The sequence below is a fragment of the Rhizobium sp. rho-13.1 genome (assembly GCF_007000305.1).
In the GTDB taxonomy this organism is placed as follows: Bacteria; Pseudomonadota; Alphaproteobacteria; order Rhizobiales; family Rhizobiaceae; genus Rhizobium; species Rhizobium rhododendri.
The window spans coordinates 358389-379654 of sequence record NZ_SCFL01000002.1; the positions used below are offsets into that span (position 1 = coordinate 358389).

Genomic DNA, 21266 nt, shown 5'->3' on the forward strand with positions numbered 1-21266 from the left:
GGAAACTATTCGCTTTGTGATGCCTAAATCAAGTTGGGTCACAAACTATTCGTAAAAAAGCGGAGAGGTGCCGCACCTCCGTTTCAAAAGCAAGGCTCTTGCCAAAGTCGGTGCGGCCCATCCTCACCGATGGGCCGGCTGGTCGCGGCCCCTACTGCTTCTGCCTTGAAACAGGGTGCTACAATCACTCTTTCTGGTTGCTTTCAATTGAAGTATTTCTACCCACGCAATTCCTTCCGCAAGATCTTGCCGACATTCGATTTCGGCAGTTCGTTGCGGAATTCGATGAAGCGTGGGCGTTTGTAGTTGGTGAGGTACCGGGCGCAGTGGGCCTTGATGTCAGCCTCGGTGAGTGCGGGATCGCGGCGGACCACGAAGAGCTTGACGGCCTCGCCGGAATGCTCGTCTGCTACGCCGACCGCAGCCGCCTCGACGATCCCTGCATGCATCGCGGCGACTTCCTCGATCTCGTTGGGATAGACGTTAAAGCCCGAAACGAGGATCATGTCCTTCTTGCGATCGACGATCTTGGTATAGCCGCGAGTATCCATGAAGCCCATGTCGCCGGAGCGAAAATAGCCGTCCGGCGTCATAGCCCGCGCAGTCTCTTCCGGCTGCATCCAGTAGCCGGCCATCACCTGCGGTCCGCGGATGCAGATTTCGCCGACGGTGCCGAGCGGCAGCGAATGGCCCTCGTCGTCGCGAATATCGATATCGGTCGACGACAGCGGCAGGCCTATGGTGCCGGAAAATTCGGTGCTGTCGAAACGGTTGGCGCTGGCCACCGGAGAGGTCTCGGAGAGGCCGTAGCCTTCGGTGATCCAGGCGCCGGTCAGCGTATGCCAGCGCTCCGCGATCGGCCGCTGCACGGCCATGCCGCCGGCAAGCGTGCTCACCTGTGAAAGGTCCAGCTTGCCGAAATCCGGATTGTTCATCAGCGCATTCAGGAGCGTGTTCAACGCCGGGAAGATGTCGACGCGATGCTTGCCCAGTTCCTTGATGAAGCCCGGGATGTCCCTTGGATTGGCGATCAGCACGTTGTGTGCGCCAAGTGATACGCCCATCAGGCAATTCACCGTCAGCGCGAAGATATGGTAGAGGGGCAGGGCGCAGACGAAGGTCAGGATCTCCGGCCGTGGCTTGGAAATATACGCCGAGTTCAGCCACAGCTGCAGCTGGAGCTGGTTGGCGAGTAGATTGGCGTGGGTGAGCGTCGCCGCCTTTGCAGTGCCAGTCGTCCCGCCAGTATATTGCAGGAACGCGGTGTCGCCTTGCGTCAGTGCCACCCGTTCCAGCTTCAGACCTTCGCCTTCGGCCAACACCTTCGAAAACGCTATGTGAGACGGGATGGACCAGGACGGCACCAGCTTCTTGACATGTCGGACGATGAAATTGACGATGTGGCCCTTGAGGCCGATCATCTCTCCGAATGAGCTGACGACCACATGGCGAAGCGCGGTGCGATCGAGCACTTGCTCCACAGTGTGGGCGAAATTCTCCAGCACAAAAATGGCCTTGGCGCCGCAGTCGCGCAGCTGATGCTCGAGTTCTCGAGGTGTGTAGAGTGGGTTGACGTTGACGACGATAAGCCCTGCCCGCAGGATGCCGAACGTCGCGACCGGGTTCTGCAGCACGTTCGGCATCATCACGGCGACGCGGTCGCCTTTGACAAACCCACGGCTCTGAAGCCAGGCGGCGATCTTGCGTGTCTGCTGCTCCATCTCGCCATAGGTCATGGCCCGTCCCATGCTGGTAAAGGCCGGACGGGTGGCGTAGCGGGCGCAGCTATCCTCGAAAAGTTCGCTCAGCGACTGATGCTCAAGTGGCGGCAGGTCTGCCGGCACGCAATCAGGGTAGGACGAAAGCCAGATCCGATCCTGTGCCGGTCCGGTGTAGGTGGGCGCCTCGCTCATGCCACTCTCCTCCCGCAGCCCAACCGCTGCAGTGATTTCGCCGGTGGTTGTGGTGGAAGCCTCCCGCTGGCCACCACGCCGACGCATGTCTCGCATGAAACTAGGCCGACTGCACGCCGGGGGTCAATCGCTGCCGTCGCATTGGCCGTGAAACGACAGCAGACCGGATCGGTCGGCTGAGGGGCACTTCATTTTACTGATACCGGCCATGACGCTGCAGCACCTCGATCTTGTAGCCGTCTGGATCGGTCACGAAGAAAAACAGCGCGAGCAAGGTTCCGTCGCGGTTGAGCTCGGTGATCTTGCCGGGATTGAGACCAAGTGCCGTGAAACGTGCATGCTCCTCCTTGATGTCGTCGACCGACACCGCCAGGTGACCGTAGGCCTCGCCGATGGCATAGGGCTCGACGCGCTGGAGGTTGATTGTCAGCTCCAGCTCGAAGCCGGTCTCGCGATTGCTGAGATAGACCAGCGTGAATGTCTCGAAGGCGATGCGATCGGCCACTTCGAGGCCGAATGCTTTTTCGTAGAACTCGACCGACCGCGCCTCGTCGAGCACGCGGATCATCGAATGAATCATTTTCGCCATGGCGGTCTCCTTTGATGTGCCGAAATCTACGAGCGACGGGTAAGCCTTATGCTGCACGCAGGCCAGTTCGTCTGGCGAGCAGCCGCTCGACCTGCGCCATCGCATCATAGATCAATACGGCCATCAACCCGACGATCAGCCCACCCTGCAGGATAAAGGCGGTGTTGTCGGAAATCAGCCCGGCAATGATCACCTCTCCCAGCCCTTTGGCGGCGACAGTCGAGCCGATTGTCGCCGTACCGATGTTGATGACGGTCGCGACCTTCAATCCCTCGAGTATGAGAGGCATGGCCAACGGCAGCTCGATCGAAAAAAGCCGTTGGCGCGGGCTCATGCCCATCCCGTCTGCGGCCTCGAGCAGGGACGCCGGTATTTGCTGCAGCCCGGCTACGGTATTCTCGAAGATCGGCAGCAGGCCGTAAAGAAAGAGCGCGATCAGTGTCGGCGCCATCCCGAAGCCGGTGGCCGGCACCGCCAGTGCCAGCACGGCCACGGGCGGGAACGTCTGGCCGGCATTGGCGATGGCCCGGGTCAGCGGCAGGAAATCGGCGCCGCTCGCCCGCGTCACGAATATGCCGCCGAGAACGGCAAGCACCGCGCTGCCGGCTATGGAGATCGCCACAAGCTCGAGGTGGTTGGCTGCCAGCAGTACCAGACTGTTCTGCGTATAGACCGGCGGCGCACCGTAGTTGGTAAGCGGCGCCAGCAGGAAAGTCAGCCACTCCGTCCTGAACAAGAGGATGAGAAGAAGCGCCAGCGCGGTAAGCCTGAAGACGTTGGCGACGAAGAGCCTCATGCGCGCTTGCCCAATTGTAGCAGTCGCTGCATCGAGATCGAGCCTACCGGGTTCTCGTTCTCGTCGCGGACGGAGGCCTCGTCTATCCCCTGCCAGATCATTTCCGACAGCGCGTCGCGCAAGTTCAGGGTTTCGGGAAGGCCGAAGCCAAGACCTGCCTTTGCCGGCTCCATGCCGGCTTTCAACGGCAGCATGGCCATCAGCTTCAACGCCTTATCGGAAGTCCCGGTGAGTTGCTCCACGAAGCTGTCGGCTGGCTCGGTCAGGATAGTCTCGGGCGAGGCGCACTGCAGCAGCTTGCCCTCGCTCATCACTGCGATGCGGTCGCCAAGATGGAACGCTTCGTCCATATCGTGGGTGACAAGAATGATGGTCGTGCCGAATTGTTTCTGGATCGCCAGCAGATCGTCCTGGGCCTTGCCGCGGATGACGGGGTCGAGAGCTCCGAACGGCTCGTCCATCAGCAGCACCTCCGGTTCTGCCGCAAGAGCCCGGGCGACACCGACACGCTGCTGCTGGCCGCCGGACAACTGATGCGGATATTTGCCGGCGAAGGTCGCTGCGTCCAGGCGGAAAAGCGACAGCAGTTCCTCAACCCGTCGATCGATGCGCGGCTTGTCCCAGCCAAGCAACTGCGGCACGGTCGCGATGTTCTGCGCCACCGTGCGGTGGGGAAACAGACCGTGACCCTGAATGGCGTAGCCGATCCGTCGCCTGAGTTCGGTCACCGGCACGGAAACGACATCCCTGCCGCCAACCAGGATCTGGCCGCTTGTCATCGGCACCAGCCGGTTCACCATCCGCAGCAGTGTCGATTTGCCTGAGCCGGAGGTGCCGACGACGACGGTCACCGAGCCCTTGGTGACCGTCATGCTGACGTCGTCGACAACAGTAGCGTCGCCATATCGCTTCGTCACGTTGCGAAATTCGATCATCGTTTCCTGCTGTATCCCGGTCGAATTCATGCGCGGCGTCCCCGGATGGTGTCGATGACGGCGTCGAGAACGACGGCCGATGAAAATGCCAGAAAGACGGTCGGCACGGCGCCGAGCAGCACCAGATCCATCGCGGTCTGGCCCAGTCCCTGGAAGATGAACAATCCGAAACCGCCGCCGCCGATAAGCGCTGCCACGGTCACCAGTCCGATTGCCTGGACCAGAACGATGCGGATGCCGGTGAGGATGACGGGAAAGGCAAGCGGCAGGTCGATGCCGAACAGGATCTGCAGCCGCGTCAGTCCCATGCCTGCTGCGGCATCGCGCACGGCCGGATCGACTCCCTCGAGGCCAACGACCGTATTGGCGACAACCGGCAGCAACGAATAGAGGATCAGCGCGATCAGCGCCGGCGCGGCACCGATACCGCGGATGCCGAGGTCAGCGGCGCCAGGCACGTGGGTTGCGATGTAGCCGAGCGGCAGCATCAGCAACCCGAACAGGGCGAGGCTGGGGATGGTCTGTACCATGCTCAGCACCTGCAGCACGATTGCCCTTAGCCTCGGCACCCAGAAGCAGAGGATGCCGAGCGGCAAGGCGAGGAAGATGGCAATGATGACCGAACCGAAGGCGAGAAAAACATGAATTACTGCCTCGCCCCAGAACTGTTCGGAGCGAATAGCAAATTCCTTCATGATCGACAGGCTGTCGAGACTGCCTGAAAAGAGAAATGCCGCGAGGAGCGCCGCATAGAACAGCAGCGATGCCACCCGCATCCAAGGCGTGAGCTGCAGCTTCACCAGCGCGTCCGAAATAACCAGCCCCACAACGGCGAGAAGCACCCAGAACGTACCGCCGGGCGTCATGCGAGCAGACGCGCTGCCATTAGGCGTGGAAGCAGTCGACACAAGGCCGATGGCAAGCAGCAGGGTGGCAAGGCAAAGTGTCGCGATGACAAGGCGCAGGGGTGCATTCCGGACAAAGATGGCGGCAATTCCGGTGGCCAGCAGCAATGCCATGAGAGCCAGCACAACGGGTTGGCCGAGAAGCTGGGTCAGGGCCAGCGGCTTGCCGGCAGCAATCCGGTTAGCTTTGGCAATGATAAGCGGCATCGTTGCCGTTGCCAGAAGGCCGACGGTTACAAGTACAATGCCGAGACGATCCGCTCCACGGACCCTGTACCCATCATCCATCCACCGGCTCCAGACGTCGAAAACGAACTATGGCCCCGCACAATGGGCGGGGCCATAGGAAAATGTCGATTGTTATTTCAGGAAGCCCTTGTCCTTCAGGTAGGACTGGGCAACCGCCTTGGCCGGCTCGCCGTCTACCTGGATACGGCCGTTGAGGGTCCGCAGTTCCTCGGCCGTCAGGCTCTTGAAGATCGGGGCCAGTACTTCTTCGATCTTCGGGTTGGCCTTCAAGACTGCCTCGCGGATAATGGGCGTCGGTGCATAGACCGGCTGTACCCCCTTGTCGTCTTCCATGACGGTCAGTTCGGCAGCCTCGATAGCACCGTCCGTGCCGTAGACCATGGCGGTGTTGACGCCGTTGGTCTGGTCGGCGGCGGCCTTGATGGTGGCCGCTGTATCGCCTCCGGAGAGAACGATCGTCTGGTCAGGGCTGATCTTGAAGCCGTAGGTCGTCTGGAAGGCTGGAAGCGCTGCGGCCGAATTGACGAACTCAGAAGATGCCGCCAGCTTTACCTTGCCGCCACCCGAGATCCACTTGCCGAAATCCGACATGGTCTTCAGCTTGTTGGGGCCCGCCACGTCGTTGCGCACGGCTACCGCCCAGGTGTTATTGGCAGGCGAGGGTGTCAGCCAGACGATCTTGTTGGCGTCGTAGTCGAGCTTCTTGGCAAGAGCGTAACCAGCGTCGCTGCTCTTCCAGGCCGCGTCATCCGCCTTGTTGAAGAAAAAGCCGGCATTGCCGGTGTATTCGGCATAGATATCGATTTCGCCCGATGTGATCGCCTTGCGCAGAACCGGCGTGGTGCCGAGCGCGATGCGGTCCTGCGCCTTGATTCCGGCAGCGTTCAGCGACAGCAGGATGATGTTGCCGAGCAGCGTTCCCTCGGTGTCGATCTTCGACGAGACGACGACATCTGCGGCACTGGCGCCGGTAGCGATGAAGGCCGCAAGCGATGCGGCGACGGTAAGTGTTTTCAGCATAGTGTTCCCTTTACCCCAATGATCTCTGTCACGCCCCCAACGCTGACCGGATGGCACATGCGTTACTGGCCGTCATTTCGTCCGATAGTCAGTTGCGATGAATTAGCGCTTGTCTACGAAATATCGATAGGACTCGCCTGCCAATTGCGACCAGCCAGGCATTATCGCCGATGCTGCGGTAAAGGCGTGGAAAATCATGCTGAATTTTAGTCCGCGCGGCGTTGTTTTTACCAAACGTGCAAGCAACGTCGCGTCATGGTTTCAATAGACGCCAAAGTTGCAAGCGTGCCGCCGGCGCCTTAACCAGTGATTTTAGCCGATTTTTCTGCCGCGAAATGGGGTTGTTTGTGACAGTAGAATGACGAAAGGTAGCTCAGAAGTAATTTTTTATTGGTTCTGCACCTTAAAACGCGCAGTCGGAGAGCTGAAAAATTGGGCGAGAAGAAAAAAATCTATCATGCATTGGTTGATGGCGCGACCGCTGGTCTCAGCGACAACGCCCTCTATGAATTCGTGCAAAAGGAATGCGGCAAGACCAGTAGCAAGAAGATCGTGCGTGCTTCGTTGCTTGCACTGAGCGACCCCGATCTGCGCGATGGCAATGTACTGAACACAATCTACGCGCTGGCTATCAAGCATCGCCTGGACCAGGTAACGCCTGAGGATTCCGAAGAAACCCATGAAGTAAGCGTCGCTCCGTCGATCGCGACCAAGGACAAGGCCGAGCCTGCGCCAAAGCGCGTCCGGGCGAAGCGCAAGCCTGCGGCGGCTGAAGCCAGCCCTGAAGCCTGAGCTACTCGCGCATCTGCTGTTCCAGATGGCGCCCGGTGAAGGACACTATCTGGAACTTGCTGCGTAAGTCCTCAGTAGATTTCCGGCACGTACATTTCCGGGGGCACCGGCGAACGACTGTAGTCTTCGTGGCGGATACGGCCGGGCAGTTCCACTTCTGCCTTTGGCACATCCTCGTAAGGAATCTGCTTCAGGAGATGGGCGATGCAGTTTAGGCGCGCCCTTTTCTTGTCCACGGCCTGTACGACCCACCAAGGCGCCGCATCGCTGTGGGTGCGCGCCAGCATGTCTTCCTTGGCCTTTGTATATTCTTCCCAGTGGATGCGGCTTTCCATGTCCATCGGCGAAAGCTTCCATTGCTTCAGCGGATCGTGGATGCGCATCTTGAACCGGAATTCCTGCTCCTCGTCGGTGATCGAGAACCAGTATTTGATGAGGATGATGCCCGAGCGGACCAGCATGCGCTCGAATTCGGGCACGGACCGGAAAAATTCCTCCAGTTCGTCTTCCGTACAAAAGCCCATGACGCGCTCTACGCCGGCCCGGTTATACCAGCTGCGGTCGAACAACACCATTTCGCCGGCCGTCGGCAGATGCGCGACATAGCGCTGGAAGTACCATTGATTGCGCTCGCGCTCGGTCGGAGCAGGAAGGGCGACCGTGCGGCAGACGCGCGGGTTTAACCGCTGCGTCACGCGCTTGATGGCGCCGCCCTTGCCGGCAGAATCGCGCCCTTCGAAGATGACCGCAACCTTCAGCTTCTTGTACTGCACCCAGTCCTGCAGCCGCACCAGTTCGTGCTGCAGCCGGAACAGCTCCCGGAAATAGACCTTGCGCTCGAGCGTTGCTTCCGCCGGCTCGACCATGCCTTCGGCGACGAGCTCGTCGAGCCGGTCTTCCTCCATCTGCATCTCCAGCTCTTCGTCGAAGCTGTCGGCAATTTCATCCTTGATGCGGCGAAGCTGGTCTTCCTGATCGGACATTGGCGCGTTCCTTCGTTTGCACACAGACAGGAGCAGGAGTTGGCGACAGGAATGTGACAAACCGGCATCCCGCAGCCATCGTTTCCCGTCCCGGCGCCTGCAAATGGCCGGGATGTCACCAGACCTTCACAGAGCCATTTTATTAACAATTGATAAGTTTAGATGAGGGAGCGATTAAATGGTCGATATGAGCGCTGAGCGGAGCAACGCCGGGATCGGCCACCCGCTGGATAAAACCGGGGGCTCCGGCAAGTGGTTCGTACCCCTTCTCGTTCTCGTGCTTCTCGGCGGACTCGGCTATATCGCCTATGCGCTGGACCGTGATCTCACCTCCGCCTCCGCTGTTCCGTGGATACTCCTCGGCCTTGCGCTTCTGATTGCTCTCGGATTTGAATTCGTCAACGGCTTCCACGACACGGCAAATGCAGTGGCGACTGTCATCTATACGCGCTCGATGCCTGCCGAATTCGCCGTCATCTGGTCCGGTTTCTTCAATTTCCTCGGGGTTCTCACCTCGTCGGGTGCCGTGGCTTTCGGCATCTTGGCCCTGCTTCCGGTAGAACTGATCCTGCAGGTCGGCTCCGGTTCGGGTCTCGCCATGGTCTTCGCGCTGTTGATCGCCGCCATCGTCTGGAACCTCGGGACCTGGTATCTCGGCCTCCCGTCGTCGAGTTCGCATACGCTGGTCGGCTCGATCATTGGCGTTGGCCTGGCCAACCAGTTCCTAGCCCCCGCCGGCAGCGCCACCAGCGGCGTCGACTGGTCGCAGGCGACCAATATCGGCCTTTCGCTGCTGATCTCGCCGTTGATCGGCTTCGGTTTCTCCGCAATCCTGCTTCTGGTCATGAAGGTCTTCATCAAGAACAAGGCGCTCTACGAGGAGCCGAAGACCAACGGTCCTCCGCCGCTGTGGATCCGCGGCCTGCTGATCTTCACGTGCACCGGTGTCAGCTTTGCGCACGGCTCCAACGATGGCCAGAAAGGCATGGGCCTGATCATGCTCATCCTGATCGGTCTCGTGCCGACCGCCTTTGCGCTCAACCGGACCCCGGACGTCAATTATCTCGAAGCCTACAAGTCCGCCTCTGCACAGGTCGAGACCGCGCTCGGCAAGTATGTCAAACCGGGCATCGTCGTCGCCGATGCGAAGGCCGCTGTATCGGATGCGGTCAAGACAAAGACATGGACCGACGCGACCACACCGGCGCTGCAGCAATATATCCACATCACCAGCCAGGAAGTCGCTGCCTTTCCAACCCTCGAAGCCGTGCCTCCGAACATGGTCGGCAACGTCCGCAACGACATCTATCTGATCGGCGAAGCGCTGAAGCTCATCGACAAGCAGAAGCTTCTGGCGATGGATGCGAAAGACCTTGCCGCTGTCACCGGCTATCACAAGGCCGTCGACAACGCGACGAAGTTCATCCCGACCTGGGTCAAGGTGGCCGTTGCGCTGGCACTCGGGCTCGGCACCATGATCGGCTGGAAACGCATCGTCGTCACCGTCGGCGAAAAGATCGGCAAGACACACCTGACCTACGGCCAGGGTGGCGCTGCCGAAGTCGTGGCGATGATCACCATCGGCGCCGCCGACCATTTCGGCCTGCCGGTTTCCACCACCCACGTGCTCTCGTCCGGCGTCGCCGGAACTATGGCAGCCAACGGCTCTGGCCTGCAATGGTCGACCATCCGCAACATGCTGACCGCCTGGGTTCTCACCCTGCCAGCCTCGATCGCCATCGCTTTCGTTCTCTACGTGATCCTGCGCCAGGTCTTCTGATCCGAGAGCGGATGCGGGCGCCGCAGACGGCGCCCGCATCCGCTCGACGTCTTCGTATTGCGACCGTCGCTGCAATCTCGTCGTCTCGCACCCAGCCGCGCGACAGGCACCACCACCCCGAACCATCAGGCCCGGACAAGGTCGCATCTCTATTCCTGCGGGTATTGCGGGGAGGCGGAGAGGTATTGGACGTTGCGCGTCCATCGCCAAAAGTTTTCGCTGCAGACGGCTTCCGCCAGATGGGTGTCCTACCCATCTTTTCGTCGGTGCCGGAGATTTCCGTTAAATGCAGGAACAGACCATGGCGCATCAGTTCGACGATTTTTCCCTCGAAATTCTGATGAAGAACAAAGCTTGGAGTTTCGGCAACGTTGATACGAAAGCGGTGGTCTCGCCAAGGCTCAGCCTGCAATCCGGCGGCCATCTGCAGGACTACTCGCACCCAAACGAGAACGCCTGGAGAGTGAAGGCGGGCGCTATCGAGTTTCTCAATCAGGACGGTGCTGTTTCCACCCGGTTCGATCGCATAATCGAGAACGACGGCAAGTATACGATGGAAGGACGATTTCGCCTCGGCGGTACAGGAGAAATCCACTATCTGCAGGAGTGCGGAGAAATCGCACGGCCTTTGAACCGGACAGCACTCGTCGTTCCCATCCACGACGCCTATTTCATCTATGGCATCAACCTTCTCTACCAGAGCGTCGATTCCGACTACGACATCGTCTTTGTGTTCTCGACCGATGCTGACCGTCGGGCTTTTGCAACGATGCACCAGCCATCGGCGTCCCTTTATTACCATGCGATCGTCCTCGATGATCATTTAACCGGCAGCGCGATCTCTGTCGTGGCCGATCGCAAGACTTGGCCGACGGTCAAGAAGTTTCTCGCGCTCTCGCTGGTCCACAAGTCCTACGACTATATTCTCTGCGTCGATGCCGAGACCTTCATTCTCCGGCCGACCGGATGGACGGCGGCGGCGGAGCAGGTCGTTTCGCAGGCCCGTTGGTATGCCGGATTGCTGACGCAAAAACACGCGGCTGAACGCAACATCATGCACGCCTCGTCGATGGCGCTATCGCCGCATGCAGAGCACGCCGATATCCAGGCGATATCGCGCAACTGGGGATTCTATAGCTGGTGGTGGGATATTCCGGTCTACGCAGCCGGAAGCGTTCCCGGATTTCTGAACTGGATAGAGTGGGACACCAGCCTGCAATTCGTCGAAAGGTTTGCCCATAACCTCTACGATCACATCACCTACCAGTTCTACATGGGGCTGCACGGCGGCTTCTCGTTCGTCCCGGTGGAAGGGATCGCCCATTCGCTCGAGTTCAAGCCGGCTGCCATGGTTGGCAGGGTTCACCGCGAAATCAATCCCGTGCGGTGGGCAAATGCCTTTGCCTACGCGCAGGACGCGGATTTCTTCAGGGAAAACGACTATCTCGCGATCTACCACATTGATCGCAAATCCTTCCCGCAGTTCGAGCTGGCCTGAACGGCGGCTGGCTATCATGCCTGATCGGAGCCGGTTTGGTATGTTCACCCCATCCCGGGAGCGGTTCTGAGTGCCATCAGTCGCGACCGGAGGCTGCCGTATTGGTAGACTGCGCGCAAAAGCTGCCTTGCCAGGTAGATGGCGAGTTCGCTTTCTTCCCGGTTGGCGCTAAAGGGCTCCCGCGCTTGTATCTCCGCATCATCGTTGATCACGATGCGAGCGCCGCCCGCGATGCCGGGGTGCTCTCCGGTCATGGGCGTGAATGTGTTGAGGGCAGCGATGCGGCTCTGCAGGCCTTCTCCGTCGGCGTCGATATCGTTGCAGAGATGCTCGAGCATGTGGCGGACCAGCACTGCCGAGGCCACGTAGAGCCCCACCGCATGACACTGGACCGCCTCCTCGATTGTCCCCATGAGGCTGGGCGGAAGGGTGTTCCCGGAGAACACGAGGACTTCCGGCCGGTGAACGGAACGGCCTCCCTCGCTGTCCGAAAACGCCGAGATGACAGCATGGCACTCGGGGTTGGGGCACTGTCGAAGTCCGGCATAATAGATGACGGCCCCAGGCTGCGAACCGCTGCTCTCGCCGTAGGACCACTGAAGATCCGGCACCCGGGAAAATCCGAGCATCACATTTCGATGGCCGCACGCAGGGCAGCATATGTCCGCAAGCCAGCTCCCGACCGGGGCTTGGACGCCTTCAACGAAATGCATGGGTGAACGATCTTTGTGTAGTTTTAAAGACTGAGAAAATGGTGCCGCTTAGAGGACTCGAACCTCTGACCCCATCATTACGAATGATGTGCTCTACCACCTGAGCTAAAGCGGCAATCGCGGCGTCTGGGACAGCCTTCGATGTGCATGGGGCTGATACAGTCTCTCGGACAAGATTTCAAGCGCTCTGTTGGCAGATCGCCAAAAAACCGTCGCAGGCCGTTTCACCGCAGCAGTCGGGCGCGCGCCTGCCGGTATTCCCGCTCCAGACGGTCGACGAGATCCCGCACGGGGACGACGGCATCGATGGCGCCGATGCCCTGTCCCGATCCCCAGATGTCCTTCCATGCCTTGGCGCCCGAGCTTGCCTGTTCGAAGTCCATTGTCGCAGAATCCTCGGGCAGGCTGTCGGGATCAAGCCCGGCGGCGAGGATCGAGGCTTTTAGATAGTTGCCGCTGACCCCCGTAAAGTAGCTGGACGTGACGATGTCGGCGGCCTTGCCGTCGACGATTGCCTGCTTGTAGGCGCTGCTCGCCCGGGCCTCCTCGGTCGCGATGAAAGGCGAGCCGATATAGGCCATGTCGGCGCCCATCGCCTCGGCCGCCAGAATGCCGCCGCCTGTGGAAATGGCGCCGCCGAGAAGCAGCGGGCCGTTAAACCATTGCCGGATTTCCTGGACGAGCGCAAAGGGCGACAGCGACCCCGCGTGGCCGCCGGCACCCGCTGCCACCGCGATCAGGCCATCCGCACCCTTGGCGATAGCCGAGCGGGCGTGGCGCAGGGTCGTGACATCGTGCAACACGATGCCGCCATAGGAGTGGACGGCCGCATTGACCTCCGGCACCGCCCCCAGCGATGAGATGACGATGGGTGTCTTGTATTTCACGCAGAGCGAGAGGTCGTGCTCCAGCCGCCGGTTGGACTTGTGGACGATCTGGTTGACGGCGTAGGGCGCGGCTGGCTGATCGGGATGGGCAGCGTCGTGTGCAGCCAGCGTCTCGGTGATTTCAGCCAGCCATTCGTCCAGAAGACTTTCCGGGCGAGCATTGAGGGCCGGAAAGCTGCCGACGACGCCTGCCTTGCACTGCGCAAGTGTCATCGTCGGGTGGGAAATGATAAAAAGCGGCGATGCTACGACCGGCAGGCGCAGGCCGCGCGTCAGGATCGGTGGAAGCGCCATTGGCAAGCTCCTGTGCTCACTGGCGCCGATAAATGCGCCACGTTTTTGCTATCAGGTTCGGATCGGCGGGAAAAGTCGCTTTCCGATCAGGGCGGCGATGCTGCCGCTGCCCTTGATGGTGGCTGAAGCGCCGCTATCTTTGAGCAAATACCGTGGTAACCTGTCTTATCCCCGGTCTAATGGCATCTGCATGGTACCGACCCTTGCGTATCGCCGGACAGGGCATTACCGATTCCTGCCAGTCATTTGTCAGGATTGCATGGCGTCGCCAGTCAGAGTGAAGGACCGGATGTGAGCGGATTAGAAACGGCCATCAGAAGCGCCCTGGAGCGATCCGAGCGCGACAACCCCGAGGTTCGGGCTCGCGTTTACCAGTCCGCCCGCCAGGCACTGGAAGCTGGCTTGCGCAAGCAGGACATCACCGACGTCGAAACGGTTGCCGCCCAGCGCCAGCGTCTGGAACTGACGATCCGAGCGATCGAGGGCGAGGAGCGGGCGAGGCTTCGCGATGCTGCCGTTGTCCAGCCAGCTGCCGAGCCCGTCCCGTCTCCCACGCGACCCTCCGAGCCTGTGCCGGAGCCTGCAAGGCCGGTGGTGCAGCCGGCTTCACGGCCGGTCGCTGCCCAGTCCATGGCAGCTCCCCGGCCTGCGCCTATTTCGCCCGCCGCAGCGCCACCGCTCGGCGCCGCAGTGCGGCCAGAGGCGACACAGCAGCCGGGACGCATGGAGCCCGGAATGGAGTTGCGCGGCGAGACGCGCGGTGCCGATACGTCTTCTTCCGGCCACACGGATGAAGGTGACCTCGGCGGCATCCATGCAGGTCCCGGCGATCACCTGGCAGCCGAACCCGGCGCCTACGAGGAGCCGGCGATGGCGGCGCCGTCGCGCAGCATGGATTTCAAGCCGGAGCGGGCGGTCAGCCGTCGCAAGCCGCGCAAGTTCTTTTCCCGCCTGCTGGTGTTTTGCATCGTCGTCGCCTTTCTCGGCATCGGTGCCTGGTGGGTTAAGACCTCGGGCGTGCTTCTGACAGCAGCGCAGCGCGACACCAGTGTCCGGAACCAGCCGGCGCAGATCACTCCCGAAGGCGAAGACGCCAACGACAACAACGCCGATCTCGACTCCGGCAGCAACGCCGGTCTGGCGACGATCGACCCGCAGGACCGGTTCTCGGCCGACTGGATCCAGATCTTCGGGCCGACCGATGCCGCAAAGGCTGTCAGCGGCACCCAGGCGAAGATCGAAAACGCCTCGGAAAATGAAGGTCCGACAGTCCGTCTGACCTCGCAGTCGCCCGACACCACCGGCAATGTCGCGATCCCTGTTCCATCGGCTACCCTGCAGAAGCTCTCGGGCAAGCCGGCAACGGTTGCCATGACGCTGCAGGCGATCTCGGATGCACCGACACAGATTACCGTCGAATGCAGTTTCGGTACCTATGGCGGTTGCGGCCGTCACCGGTTCGATGTGACGCGCCAGAAGTCCGATGCGCTGTTCCAGCTGCGTTTCAACAAGCCGCTGCCGGCTGATGCTTCCGGCAACCTCGTGTTCAATACGGATGTCGACGGCAAGTCGACCGGCGTCAATATCTACGCCATCCGCGTGCTTCCCGGAAACGAGGCGCCCTGAGGCGCACTCTTAGTCATCATTTGAGAAACCCCGGTCCCGAGCCGAGGATCTTTCCATCGATCTCGCCGATAGCGTCGTTATCCTTGCCGGGATAGTCCAGCGTCGAAAGTATGTGCCGGATCAGGTTGAGGCGGGCGCGCCGCTTGTCGTTGGCGTGGAGAACGGTCCACGGCGAATAGTCCGTGTGGGTTTCCTTCAGCATCCGGTCGCGCTTTTCGCTGTAGTCGTCCCACTTGTCGAGGGCGGCGATATCCATGGATGACAGCTTCCAGACCTTGCGCGGATCGTGGCGCCGGTCGTGAAAGCGTTTCAGCTGCATTTCCCGGCCGATGTCGAGGTAGAACTTGAAGAACATGATGCCCTCATGCTCGACGATTTTCTCCATCTGCGGCGCCTGGTGAAGGAACTGCTCGTACTGCTCCGGCGTGCAAAACCCCATCACCGGCTCGACCCCGGCGCGGTTGTACCAGGAGCGGTCGAACAGGACGAATTCGCCCGATGTCGGGAATTGGTCCACGTAACGCTGGAAATACCATTGCCCGGCTTCGCGGTCGTTCGGCTTGCTGAGTGCCACGACCCGCGCGAGGCGTGGGTTCATGTGGGCGGAGGTCGCAAAGATCGCACCGCCCTTGCCGGCAGCATCCCGGCCCTCGAAAATGGCCATGATCCGCTTGCCCGTCGCCTGCAGCCAGAACTGGACCTTCACGAGTTCGATCTGAAGCGCTTTCAGATCGTCCATGTATTCGCTGCTTTTCAGCTTTTTCTTATAAGGAAAGTGGCCGGACGACAGCGCCTTGTCTGCGACCCAGTCGGGCAGAACGGGGTCGTCGACGTCGAAGATACGCCGTTTGCCGTGCAGCTCCAGCTCGACCATGCGGCTTTCGACTTCGTCTCCCATAGATCCTCCTCGGGCCATTGGCCTGTATTTGCCATCAGGGGCTCAGTTCGTAAAAATTATAAACCGGCTCAGAAGACACATATTTACTGTGTCATTTCAAGCCTTCCGCCGACTATGACTGGCGAGGGAGCCCAAGGGTTCCACGACTGTGGATAGTGCTGAAAACTTCTGTCATGAATTTGCTATATCAGTCCGAGTCTTAGACGTGTGGACGTAGAATCGGACCGGCGGCGTTGGAAGAGAATACATCAATTTTAAATCGGCTCGGGCAGCGCTTGAAGCAGGAAAGAGCGATCCTGATTCTGGCCGTGCTGGTTGCCATTCTGGCCATGGCGGAGGGTACCGACGTGGTGGCCATCCTCGCCGTGCTGCTGGTCGTGGTTGCCGTTGCCCTGCTGCGCGCACCCCTGGTGGCGCGCAGGGCGCAGCCGGCGAAAGTCGAGCCGGCCCCGGTAGATCTGGCGGCAGTCCTGAGGCCGATGACCGCAGGCCTGGCTGGTCTCGACATGCCAGTTCTGGTGCTGGATCGCGAGGCGTCGGTGTTCTATCAGAACCCTGCAGCAGAGAGGGCGCTCGACCTCTTCCCGATTGGCGCCCACCTGTCGGCAAAGCTGCGCTCGCCCGGCATTCTCGACATGGTGCGGGAAACGATTGCCACCGGCGTGCCCAACCAGATCGAGCATTCCGAGCGTCTGCCGTCGGAGCGTGTCTTCATAGTGCGGATTGCGCCTGTCGAGCTGGCGCTCTCCGATCTCGGCAACCAGACATTCTTCCTGCTGTCGTTTCGCGACGTCTCGGAGTTGCGTCATATCGACCGCATGCGGTCGGATTTCGTCGCCAACGCCAGCCATGAGTTGCGCACGCCACTGGCCTCGCTGCGCGGCTTCATCGAGACCATCCAGGGGCCAGCGCGCAACGATCCCAAGGCGCAGGAGCGCTTTCTGGCGATCATGTTCGATCAGGCGACCCGCATGAGCCGGCTGGTCGACGATCTCCTGTCGCTGTCGCGGCTCGAGTTGAAGTCCCATCTGGCGCCGGACCAGAAGGTCGATCTCGTGCCGCTGCTTGGCCATGTGCGCGATGCGCTGGTGCCGCTGGCGATGGATCTCGATGTCACTATCAATTTGCATATGCCGTCAGGCAAGGCGGAGGTGACCGGTGATCGCGACGAACTGGTGCAGGTGTTCGAAAACCTGATCGAGAATGCCTGCAAGTACGGTCAGGAGGGCAAGCGCGTCGACGTGACGTTGCGCAACAAGCCCGGCGAGCCTGTGGAGGTCACCGTGTCCGACAGCGGCGGCGGAATTCCGGCCGAACACGTGCCGCGCCTGACCGAGCGGTTTTATCGCGTCAGCGTCGAAAACAGCCGGTCCAAGAAGGGCACAGGCCTCGGGCTCGCCATCGTCAAGCACATCCTGACCCGTCACCGGGCCAGGCTGATCGTCAAATCCGAAGTCGGCCGCGGCACGGATTTCACGGTGCGCTTCTGAATAACCCGGTGACACCTTATTCGAGGCTGCGAAAATTGAATTAATTCAATGATTTCGATTGTCATAATTGTTTCATTGGGCTGACATAAAAGGGCGAGCATTAGGCCGATATCAAAAAGGGCCTCGAAAAGGCGAAACCCGTTGCCGTCGCCGCGCCGAGCAGACCTACGTTCCGTGACGCCTTTCAATTTGAGGATAGAAAATGGTTTCGACACACATTCATTCCGCCTACGACGAAGATTTGAAATTCCTGACGCGGCGCATCTCCGAGATGGGCGGCCTTGCCGAGCAGATGGTCGGTGAATCCGTCCGCGCGCTGGTCAATGGCGATGTCGGGCTGGCTCAGAAGGTCATCTCTGACGATACGATCCTCGATCATGCCGAGCGCGAAGTCGGCGACAAGGCGATCCTGACGATTGCCCGCCGCCAGCCGATGGCTGCCGACCTGCGCGAAATCATGGGCTCGATCCGGATCGCCGCCGATCTGGAACGCGTCGGCGACCTCGGCAAGAACACGGCCAAGCGCGTTATCGCCGTGCAGGGCACCGGCGTACCGCGCAGCCTGGCACGCGGCATCGAGCATCTGTCCGAACTGGCGCTCGTCCAGTTGAAGGAAGTTCTCGACGTCTACACGACCCGCTCGCCCGACAAGGCGGTCTCCATCCGCGAGCGCGACGAGGAAATCGACGCGATGTATACCTCGCTGTTCCGCGAGATGCTGACCTACATGATGGAAGATCCGCGCAACATCACCACCTGCACGCATCTGCTGTTCTGCGCCAAGAACATCGAGCGCATCGGCGACCACGCCACCAACATCGCCGAGACGATTTTCTACATGGCGACCGGTGCATTGCCTGAGGGCGACCGCCCGAAGGACGATACTGCCAATACCGTCGGCGCCATGACGGAATAGGCCTGAAGGGTTTTTGAAGGAGAGCGGGCCCCATGGTTCCGAGAGTTGCCGTCGTAGAAGATGAAGAAGCGCTGAGCGTGCTGCTGCGCTATAACCTTGAAGCAGAAGGTTTCGAAGTCGATACGATCCTGAGGGGCGATGAAGCCGAGATGCGCTTGCAGGAGCGCATTCCGGATCTCCTGATCCTCGACTGGATGCTGCCGGGTGTTTCCGGCATCGAACTTTGCCGCCGCCTGCGCATGAAGCCGGAGACCGAACGTCTGCCGATCATCATGCTGACGGCGCGTGGCGAAGAAAGTGAGCGCGTCCGTGGCCTTTCCACCGGTGCAGACGACTATGTCGTCAAGCCGTTCTCGACGCCGGAACTGATGGCCCGTGTCCGCGCCATGCTGCGCCGCGCCCGCCCGGAGGTGCTGTCCAGCGTCCTTCGTTGCGGCGACATCGAACTCGACCGCGAGACGCACCGGGTACATCGCAAGAGCCGCGAGGTTCGCCTCGGCCCGACGGAGTTCCGCCTGCTGGAATTCCTGATGGCATCGCCAAGCCGGGTGTTTTCCCGCTCGCAGCTGCTCGACGGCGTCTGGGGCCATGACATCTACGTCGACGAACGCACCGTTGACGTGCATGTCGGCCGGCTGCGCAAGGCCCTGAATTTTTCCAACATGCAGGACGTCATCCGCACCGTGCGCGGCGCCGGCTATTCCATGGAAGTCTGAGGCTGGAGTGCAGGCGCCGATGATGGTGCCGGTGCCATCCAGTCGGTGCATTTAGCGGGCTGACACTACTAGGGTTGGCAATCATGCATTGCCAGCCATCTGCCCGGGGTCATACCGAAGGCGGCCCGGAAATGGCGGGTAAAATGTGCCTGATCGGCAAACCCCGCTTCTGCAGCGGCTCCGGCAAGGCCATAGCCGGCACCTAGCAGCCGCTTGGCTCGGTCAAGACGACGCATCACGAGATAACGGTGCGGACTGGTGCCGAAGGCCCGCCGGAACTGCCGCGACAGTTCGTAACGGTCCAGACCGCTGATCGCCTCCAACGTTTCGGAACTGACACCCTCTTCGCAATGCTCGGTCAAAAAATCACGCGCCAGCAGGACAGCTGGGCGATCGATTCTCGTGGGTGCTTTCCTCGGGTCGTCGGCCTGTCGGAAGAGTCCCGCCGTCAGCCGCGCAACCGCGTCGTCCATCGCCAGATCGTTCGGCGCATGGTCGAGATCCGAAAGGACGTCCGCCAGCGCAGACAATAGGCCAGCGTCAGTCACGACGGGATCGCGGACGAAGGGCAGGGCCCGATTGCCCACCTCGAGGAGGCCGACCACCGCGGGCGGCAAATAGAGCATCCGGTAGATCAGTCCGTCGTCGGTGCCTGCCGCGCCATCGTGGACTTCATCGGGATGCAGAACGATCACGTTGCCGGGACGGCTAAAGCGCTCCGCGCCGCGATAGCGGAACGTCTGGACACCACGGAGGGTCAGACCCAGTGCATATGTGTCATGTCTGTGCGGCGAAAAGCCGTTGCCGTGAAAGCGCGCTTCCATGCGCTCGATGCCGTGGCTGGACGCGGCGATGCTCAATCCGTCGCGAAAACCGATCTTGCACGAACGTTCAAGACCGAGGGCATGGGCAGGCGCTATTCGATCGGTTCTTTCGATGCCTTCCATGGAGTTCTTGTACATGTTCGATACCAAAATCGCGATTGTCATCCGCCATGACCTCGCTACCTGGCAGAAGCTCAACGTCACGGCCTTCCTTGTGAGCGGGATCACTGCCCAGTCGCCGGAAATCATCGGCGAAGCATACCGGGATGCTCTCGGCCATGTCTACAGTCCCATGAGCGTTCAGCCGATGGTCGTGCTTGTGGCGGATCAGGACGTGCTAAGGACTATCCACAAGCGCGCGCTGGAACGCCAGGCGCGAGTATCGGCCTATATCGAAGAAATGTTCGCGACAGGTCACGATGCCGCCAACCGGGCCGTATTCCTCGAGTTCGGTCCCGACACCGCCAGGCTGGTCGGCATCGCGCTGCGGGCCGAAAAGAAGCTCGTGGACAAGATCGTCAAAGGTGCGAGTTTGCATCCCTGACACGTTTCTGGGCCATCAAAACCTGAAACGCAAAACGGGCCTCGCGGCCCGTTCTCTGTTGTCGTTTTTACCCGGCTTAGCGGGCGGCGCGACGGCGCTCGTGAACTGGCTGGTACGCCAACTTCTGGTGGTATGTGCAGTAGGGAGACTGATCTGGCGATTCATGACCGCAGAAGTGAAAGTCGTCCTTCAGCGGATCGCCGACCGGCCACTTGCAGGTGCGTTCCGTCAGGTCCGTCAGACCAATGCGGCGGGCAACCGGCGCGATGGCATTGGAGGATGGGCGGAACTGCACGGGTGCCGTTGCGTCTAGCTCGGCATCTTCCTTGACCATGGTTGCGCCTTCGGCACGAACCGTCGAGCGCGGGGCGGCAGGGCGGGCGCCAAAGGTGGTCGGCCGGGCGGGAGCAACGTTACGCTTGGTGGAGCGCGCCGTCGACGATGTGCCGCCGGCCTTTGCTCGGCCTGGCAGGCAAAGTCGATGCACCTTGCCGATGACAGCGTTACGGCTGACGCCGCCGAGCTGCGCCGCGATCTGGCTGGCGCTCAATCCTTCGGCCCATAATTTCGTGAGCCTTTCGACGCGCTCGTCCGTCCAATTCATGCTTGTCTCCGACTGCGTTCATGATGGCGGAATCCTTCGCCATTGCCTCGAATGCTATCGAGGCACAAAACGCTCTTAAATTGTGGTGACTAGGTCCGCCGCATTGCAGTCTAGTAATCAAGATTTAACCTAGTGTGAGGCTGACTCCGTGACAAGAGTCGCGGGAATCGCGGAGAATCGATTTCCAAGTTTTCCCCAACTTGCTGCCTACTGTGGTATTTCTGCAATAGCCTTAATGCCCGTCTCCAGACCCTCACGATATGGCTTTTGCCGCAAGGTTAAAATCAACTATTC

Annotated in this window: 20 protein-coding genes and 1 tRNA gene; 8 read left to right on the forward strand and 13 right to left on the reverse strand. The window is 60.6% G+C overall.

Annotated elements, in window-relative coordinates; translation table 11 throughout:
* Nucleotides 1-218: 218 nt before the first annotated feature.
* The 6 genes from EQW76_RS08205 to EQW76_RS08230 all read right to left on the reverse strand — a co-directional run bounded on the left by EQW76_RS08205 (nt 219) and on the right by EQW76_RS08230 (nt 6407).
* Nucleotides 219-1913: a long-chain-fatty-acid--CoA ligase gene (locus EQW76_RS08205; protein ID WP_142823923.1), complete on the reverse strand. Its 1695-nt coding sequence runs from the start codon at nt 1911-1913 to the stop codon at nt 219-221.
* 193 nt (nt 1914-2106) lie between these two features.
* A complete protein-coding gene (locus tag EQW76_RS08210; RefSeq protein ID WP_142823924.1) occupies nt 2107-2502 on the reverse strand; it encodes a VOC family protein in 396 nt (131 codons plus the stop codon).
* A gap of 46 nt (nt 2503-2548) precedes the next feature.
* On the reverse strand, nt 2549-3298 hold the full coding sequence (locus EQW76_RS08215; protein ID WP_142823925.1) for an ABC transporter permease: 750 nt from the start codon (nt 3296-3298) through the stop codon (nt 2549-2551).
* Nucleotides 3295-4233, reverse strand: coding sequence for an ABC transporter ATP-binding protein (locus EQW76_RS08220; RefSeq protein WP_162854761.1), 939 nt, complete (start codon nt 4231-4233; stop codon nt 3295-3297). The genes EQW76_RS08215 and EQW76_RS08220 overlap by 4 nt, the downstream gene beginning before the upstream one ends.
* A gap of 26 nt (nt 4234-4259) precedes the next feature.
* A complete protein-coding gene (locus tag EQW76_RS08225; protein WP_142823927.1) occupies nt 4260-5426 on the reverse strand; it encodes an ABC transporter permease in 1167 nt (388 codons plus the stop codon).
* 72 nt (nt 5427-5498) lie between these two features.
* Nucleotides 5499-6407 carry an ABC transporter substrate-binding protein gene (locus EQW76_RS08230; RefSeq protein WP_142823928.1) on the reverse strand — a complete coding sequence of 303 codons (909 nt, stop codon included), beginning with the start codon at nt 6405-6407 and terminating at the stop codon, nt 5499-5501.
* 432 nt (nt 6408-6839) lie between these two features.
* On the opposite strand from EQW76_RS08230, the gene EQW76_RS29650 reads away from it, so the two are divergent.
* On the forward strand, nt 6840-7199 hold the full coding sequence (locus tag EQW76_RS29650; protein WP_224128600.1) for a hypothetical protein: 360 nt from the start codon (nt 6840-6842) through the stop codon (nt 7197-7199).
* Between the two features lie 71 nt (nt 7200-7270).
* Here EQW76_RS29650 and ppk2 (EQW76_RS08240) read toward each other — a convergent pair whose 3' ends face one another.
* Nucleotides 7271-8182, reverse strand: coding sequence for a polyphosphate kinase 2 (gene ppk2 / locus EQW76_RS08240; RefSeq protein WP_142823929.1), 912 nt, complete (start codon nt 8180-8182; stop codon nt 7271-7273).
* 178 nt (nt 8183-8360) lie between these two features.
* On the opposite strand from ppk2 (EQW76_RS08240), the gene EQW76_RS08245 reads away from it, so the two are divergent.
* Together EQW76_RS08245 and EQW76_RS08250 are read left to right on the forward strand one after the other, a co-directional pair.
* Nucleotides 8361-9962 carry an inorganic phosphate transporter gene (locus tag EQW76_RS08245; RefSeq protein ID WP_142823930.1) on the forward strand — a complete coding sequence of 534 codons (1602 nt, stop codon included), beginning with the start codon at nt 8361-8363 and terminating at the stop codon, nt 9960-9962.
* A 301-nt stretch (nt 9963-10263) separates the two neighbouring features.
* Nucleotides 10264-11460, forward strand: a complete 1197-nt coding sequence (locus EQW76_RS08250; RefSeq protein WP_142823931.1) for a hypothetical protein — start codon at nt 10264-10266, stop codon at nt 11458-11460.
* Nucleotides 11461-11504: 44 nt separating this feature from the next.
* Here the strand turns inward: EQW76_RS08250 and EQW76_RS08255 are convergent, their stop codons facing one another.
* From EQW76_RS08255 to EQW76_RS08265, 3 genes are all read right to left on the reverse strand, one after another.
* Nucleotides 11505-12089 (reverse strand): hypothetical protein, encoded by a 585-nt coding sequence (locus EQW76_RS08255; RefSeq protein ID WP_142823932.1) that lies wholly within the window; start codon nt 12087-12089, stop codon nt 11505-11507.
* 123 nt (nt 12090-12212) lie between these two features.
* Nucleotides 12213-12288: transfer RNA gene (locus EQW76_RS08260), tRNA-Thr, on the reverse strand.
* A 109-nt stretch (nt 12289-12397) separates the two neighbouring features.
* Nucleotides 12398-13354 (reverse strand): nitronate monooxygenase family protein, encoded by a 957-nt coding sequence (locus EQW76_RS08265; RefSeq protein ID WP_142823933.1) that lies wholly within the window; start codon nt 13352-13354, stop codon nt 12398-12400.
* A 291-nt stretch (nt 13355-13645) separates the two neighbouring features.
* On the opposite strand from EQW76_RS08265, the gene EQW76_RS08270 reads away from it, so the two are divergent.
* Complete coding sequence (locus EQW76_RS08270; RefSeq protein ID WP_142823934.1) at nt 13646-14980, forward strand: hypothetical protein; 1335 nt, start codon at nt 13646-13648, stop codon at nt 14978-14980.
* A gap of 16 nt (nt 14981-14996) precedes the next feature.
* On the opposite strand, the gene ppk2 (EQW76_RS08275) is transcribed toward EQW76_RS08270, so the two are convergent.
* A complete protein-coding gene (gene ppk2, locus EQW76_RS08275) occupies nt 14997-15878 on the reverse strand; it encodes a polyphosphate kinase 2 (protein ID WP_142823935.1) in 882 nt (293 codons plus the stop codon).
* Nucleotides 15879-16111: 233 nt separating this feature from the next.
* Here ppk2 (EQW76_RS08275) and phoR point away from each other — a divergent pair, with 233 nt between their 5' ends.
* The 3 genes from phoR (at nt 16112) to phoB (ending at nt 19000) form a co-directional block, all read left to right on the forward strand.
* The gene (gene phoR / locus EQW76_RS08280; RefSeq protein WP_224128105.1) at nt 16112-17368 is read left to right on the forward strand and encodes a phosphate regulon sensor histidine kinase PhoR; all 1257 of its coding nucleotides are present in this window, start codon (nt 16112-16114) and stop codon (nt 17366-17368) included.
* Between the two features lie 202 nt (nt 17369-17570).
* Nucleotides 17571-18284 carry a phosphate signaling complex protein PhoU gene (gene phoU / locus EQW76_RS08285; RefSeq protein ID WP_111216598.1) on the forward strand — a complete coding sequence of 238 codons (714 nt, stop codon included), beginning with the start codon at nt 17571-17573 and terminating at the stop codon, nt 18282-18284.
* Nucleotides 18285-18316: 32 nt separating this feature from the next.
* A complete protein-coding gene (gene phoB / locus EQW76_RS08290) occupies nt 18317-19000 on the forward strand; it encodes a phosphate regulon transcriptional regulator PhoB (RefSeq protein WP_111216600.1) in 684 nt (227 codons plus the stop codon).
* A 68-nt stretch (nt 19001-19068) separates the two neighbouring features.
* Here phoB and EQW76_RS08295 read toward each other — a convergent pair whose 3' ends face one another.
* Nucleotides 19069-19947, reverse strand: a complete 879-nt coding sequence (locus EQW76_RS08295) for an AraC family transcriptional regulator (protein WP_244616942.1) — start codon at nt 19945-19947, stop codon at nt 19069-19071.
* A 13-nt stretch (nt 19948-19960) separates the two neighbouring features.
* Here EQW76_RS08295 and EQW76_RS08300 point away from each other — a divergent pair, with 13 nt between their 5' ends.
* A complete protein-coding gene (locus EQW76_RS08300; RefSeq protein WP_142823937.1) occupies nt 19961-20368 on the forward strand; it encodes a DUF2000 family protein in 408 nt (135 codons plus the stop codon).
* A 76-nt stretch (nt 20369-20444) separates the two neighbouring features.
* On the opposite strand, the gene EQW76_RS08305 is transcribed toward EQW76_RS08300, so the two are convergent.
* Entirely contained in the window at nt 20445-20972 is a 528-nt protein-coding gene (locus EQW76_RS08305) for a GcrA family cell cycle regulator (RefSeq protein WP_142823938.1), read from the reverse strand.
* Between the last annotated feature and the right edge of the window lie 294 nt (nt 20973-21266).

Coding starts and splice junctions, on each gene's coding strand:
- EQW76_RS08205 (WP_142823923.1), bottom strand. CDS start 1,913: ATGAGCGAGGCGCCCACCTACACCGGACCGGCACAGGATCGGATCTGG.
- EQW76_RS08210 (WP_142823924.1), bottom strand. CDS start 2,502: ATGGCGAAAATGATTCATTCGATGATCCGCGTGCTCGACGAGGCGCGG.
- EQW76_RS08215 (WP_142823925.1), bottom strand. CDS start 3,298: ATGAGGCTCTTCGTCGCCAACGTCTTCAGGCTTACCGCGCTGGCGCTT.
- EQW76_RS08220 (WP_162854761.1), bottom strand. CDS start 4,233: ATGATCGAATTTCGCAACGTGACGAAGCGATATGGCGACGCTACTGTT.
- EQW76_RS08225 (WP_142823927.1), bottom strand. CDS start 5,426: ATGGATGATGGGTACAGGGTCCGTGGAGCGGATCGTCTCGGCATTGTA.
- EQW76_RS08230 (WP_142823928.1), bottom strand. CDS start 6,407: ATGCTGAAAACACTTACCGTCGCCGCATCGCTTGCGGCCTTCATCGCT.
- ppk2 (WP_142823929.1), bottom strand. CDS start 8,182: ATGTCCGATCAGGAAGACCAGCTTCGCCGCATCAAGGATGAAATTGCC.
- EQW76_RS08245 (WP_142823930.1), top strand. CDS start 8,361: ATGGTCGATATGAGCGCTGAGCGGAGCAACGCCGGGATCGGCCACCCG.
- EQW76_RS08250 (WP_142823931.1), top strand. CDS start 10,264: ATGGCGCATCAGTTCGACGATTTTTCCCTCGAAATTCTGATGAAGAAC.
- EQW76_RS08255 (WP_142823932.1), bottom strand. CDS start 12,089: ATGCTCGGATTTTCCCGGGTGCCGGATCTTCAGTGGTCCTACGGCGAG.
- EQW76_RS08265 (WP_142823933.1), bottom strand. CDS start 13,354: ATGGCGCTTCCACCGATCCTGACGCGCGGCCTGCGCCTGCCGGTCGTA.
- ppk2 (WP_142823935.1), bottom strand. CDS start 15,878: ATGGGAGACGAAGTCGAAAGCCGCATGGTCGAGCTGGAGCTGCACGGC.
- phoU (WP_111216598.1), top strand. CDS start 17,571: ATGGTTTCGACACACATTCATTCCGCCTACGACGAAGATTTGAAATTC.
- phoB (WP_111216600.1), top strand. CDS start 18,317: ATGGTTCCGAGAGTTGCCGTCGTAGAAGATGAAGAAGCGCTGAGCGTG.
- EQW76_RS08295 (WP_244616942.1), bottom strand. CDS start 19,947: ATGGAAGGCATCGAAAGAACCGATCGAATAGCGCCTGCCCATGCCCTC.
- EQW76_RS08300 (WP_142823937.1), top strand. CDS start 19,961: ATGTTCGATACCAAAATCGCGATTGTCATCCGCCATGACCTCGCTACC.
- EQW76_RS08305 (WP_142823938.1), bottom strand. CDS start 20,972: ATGAATTGGACGGACGAGCGCGTCGAAAGGCTCACGAAATTATGGGCC.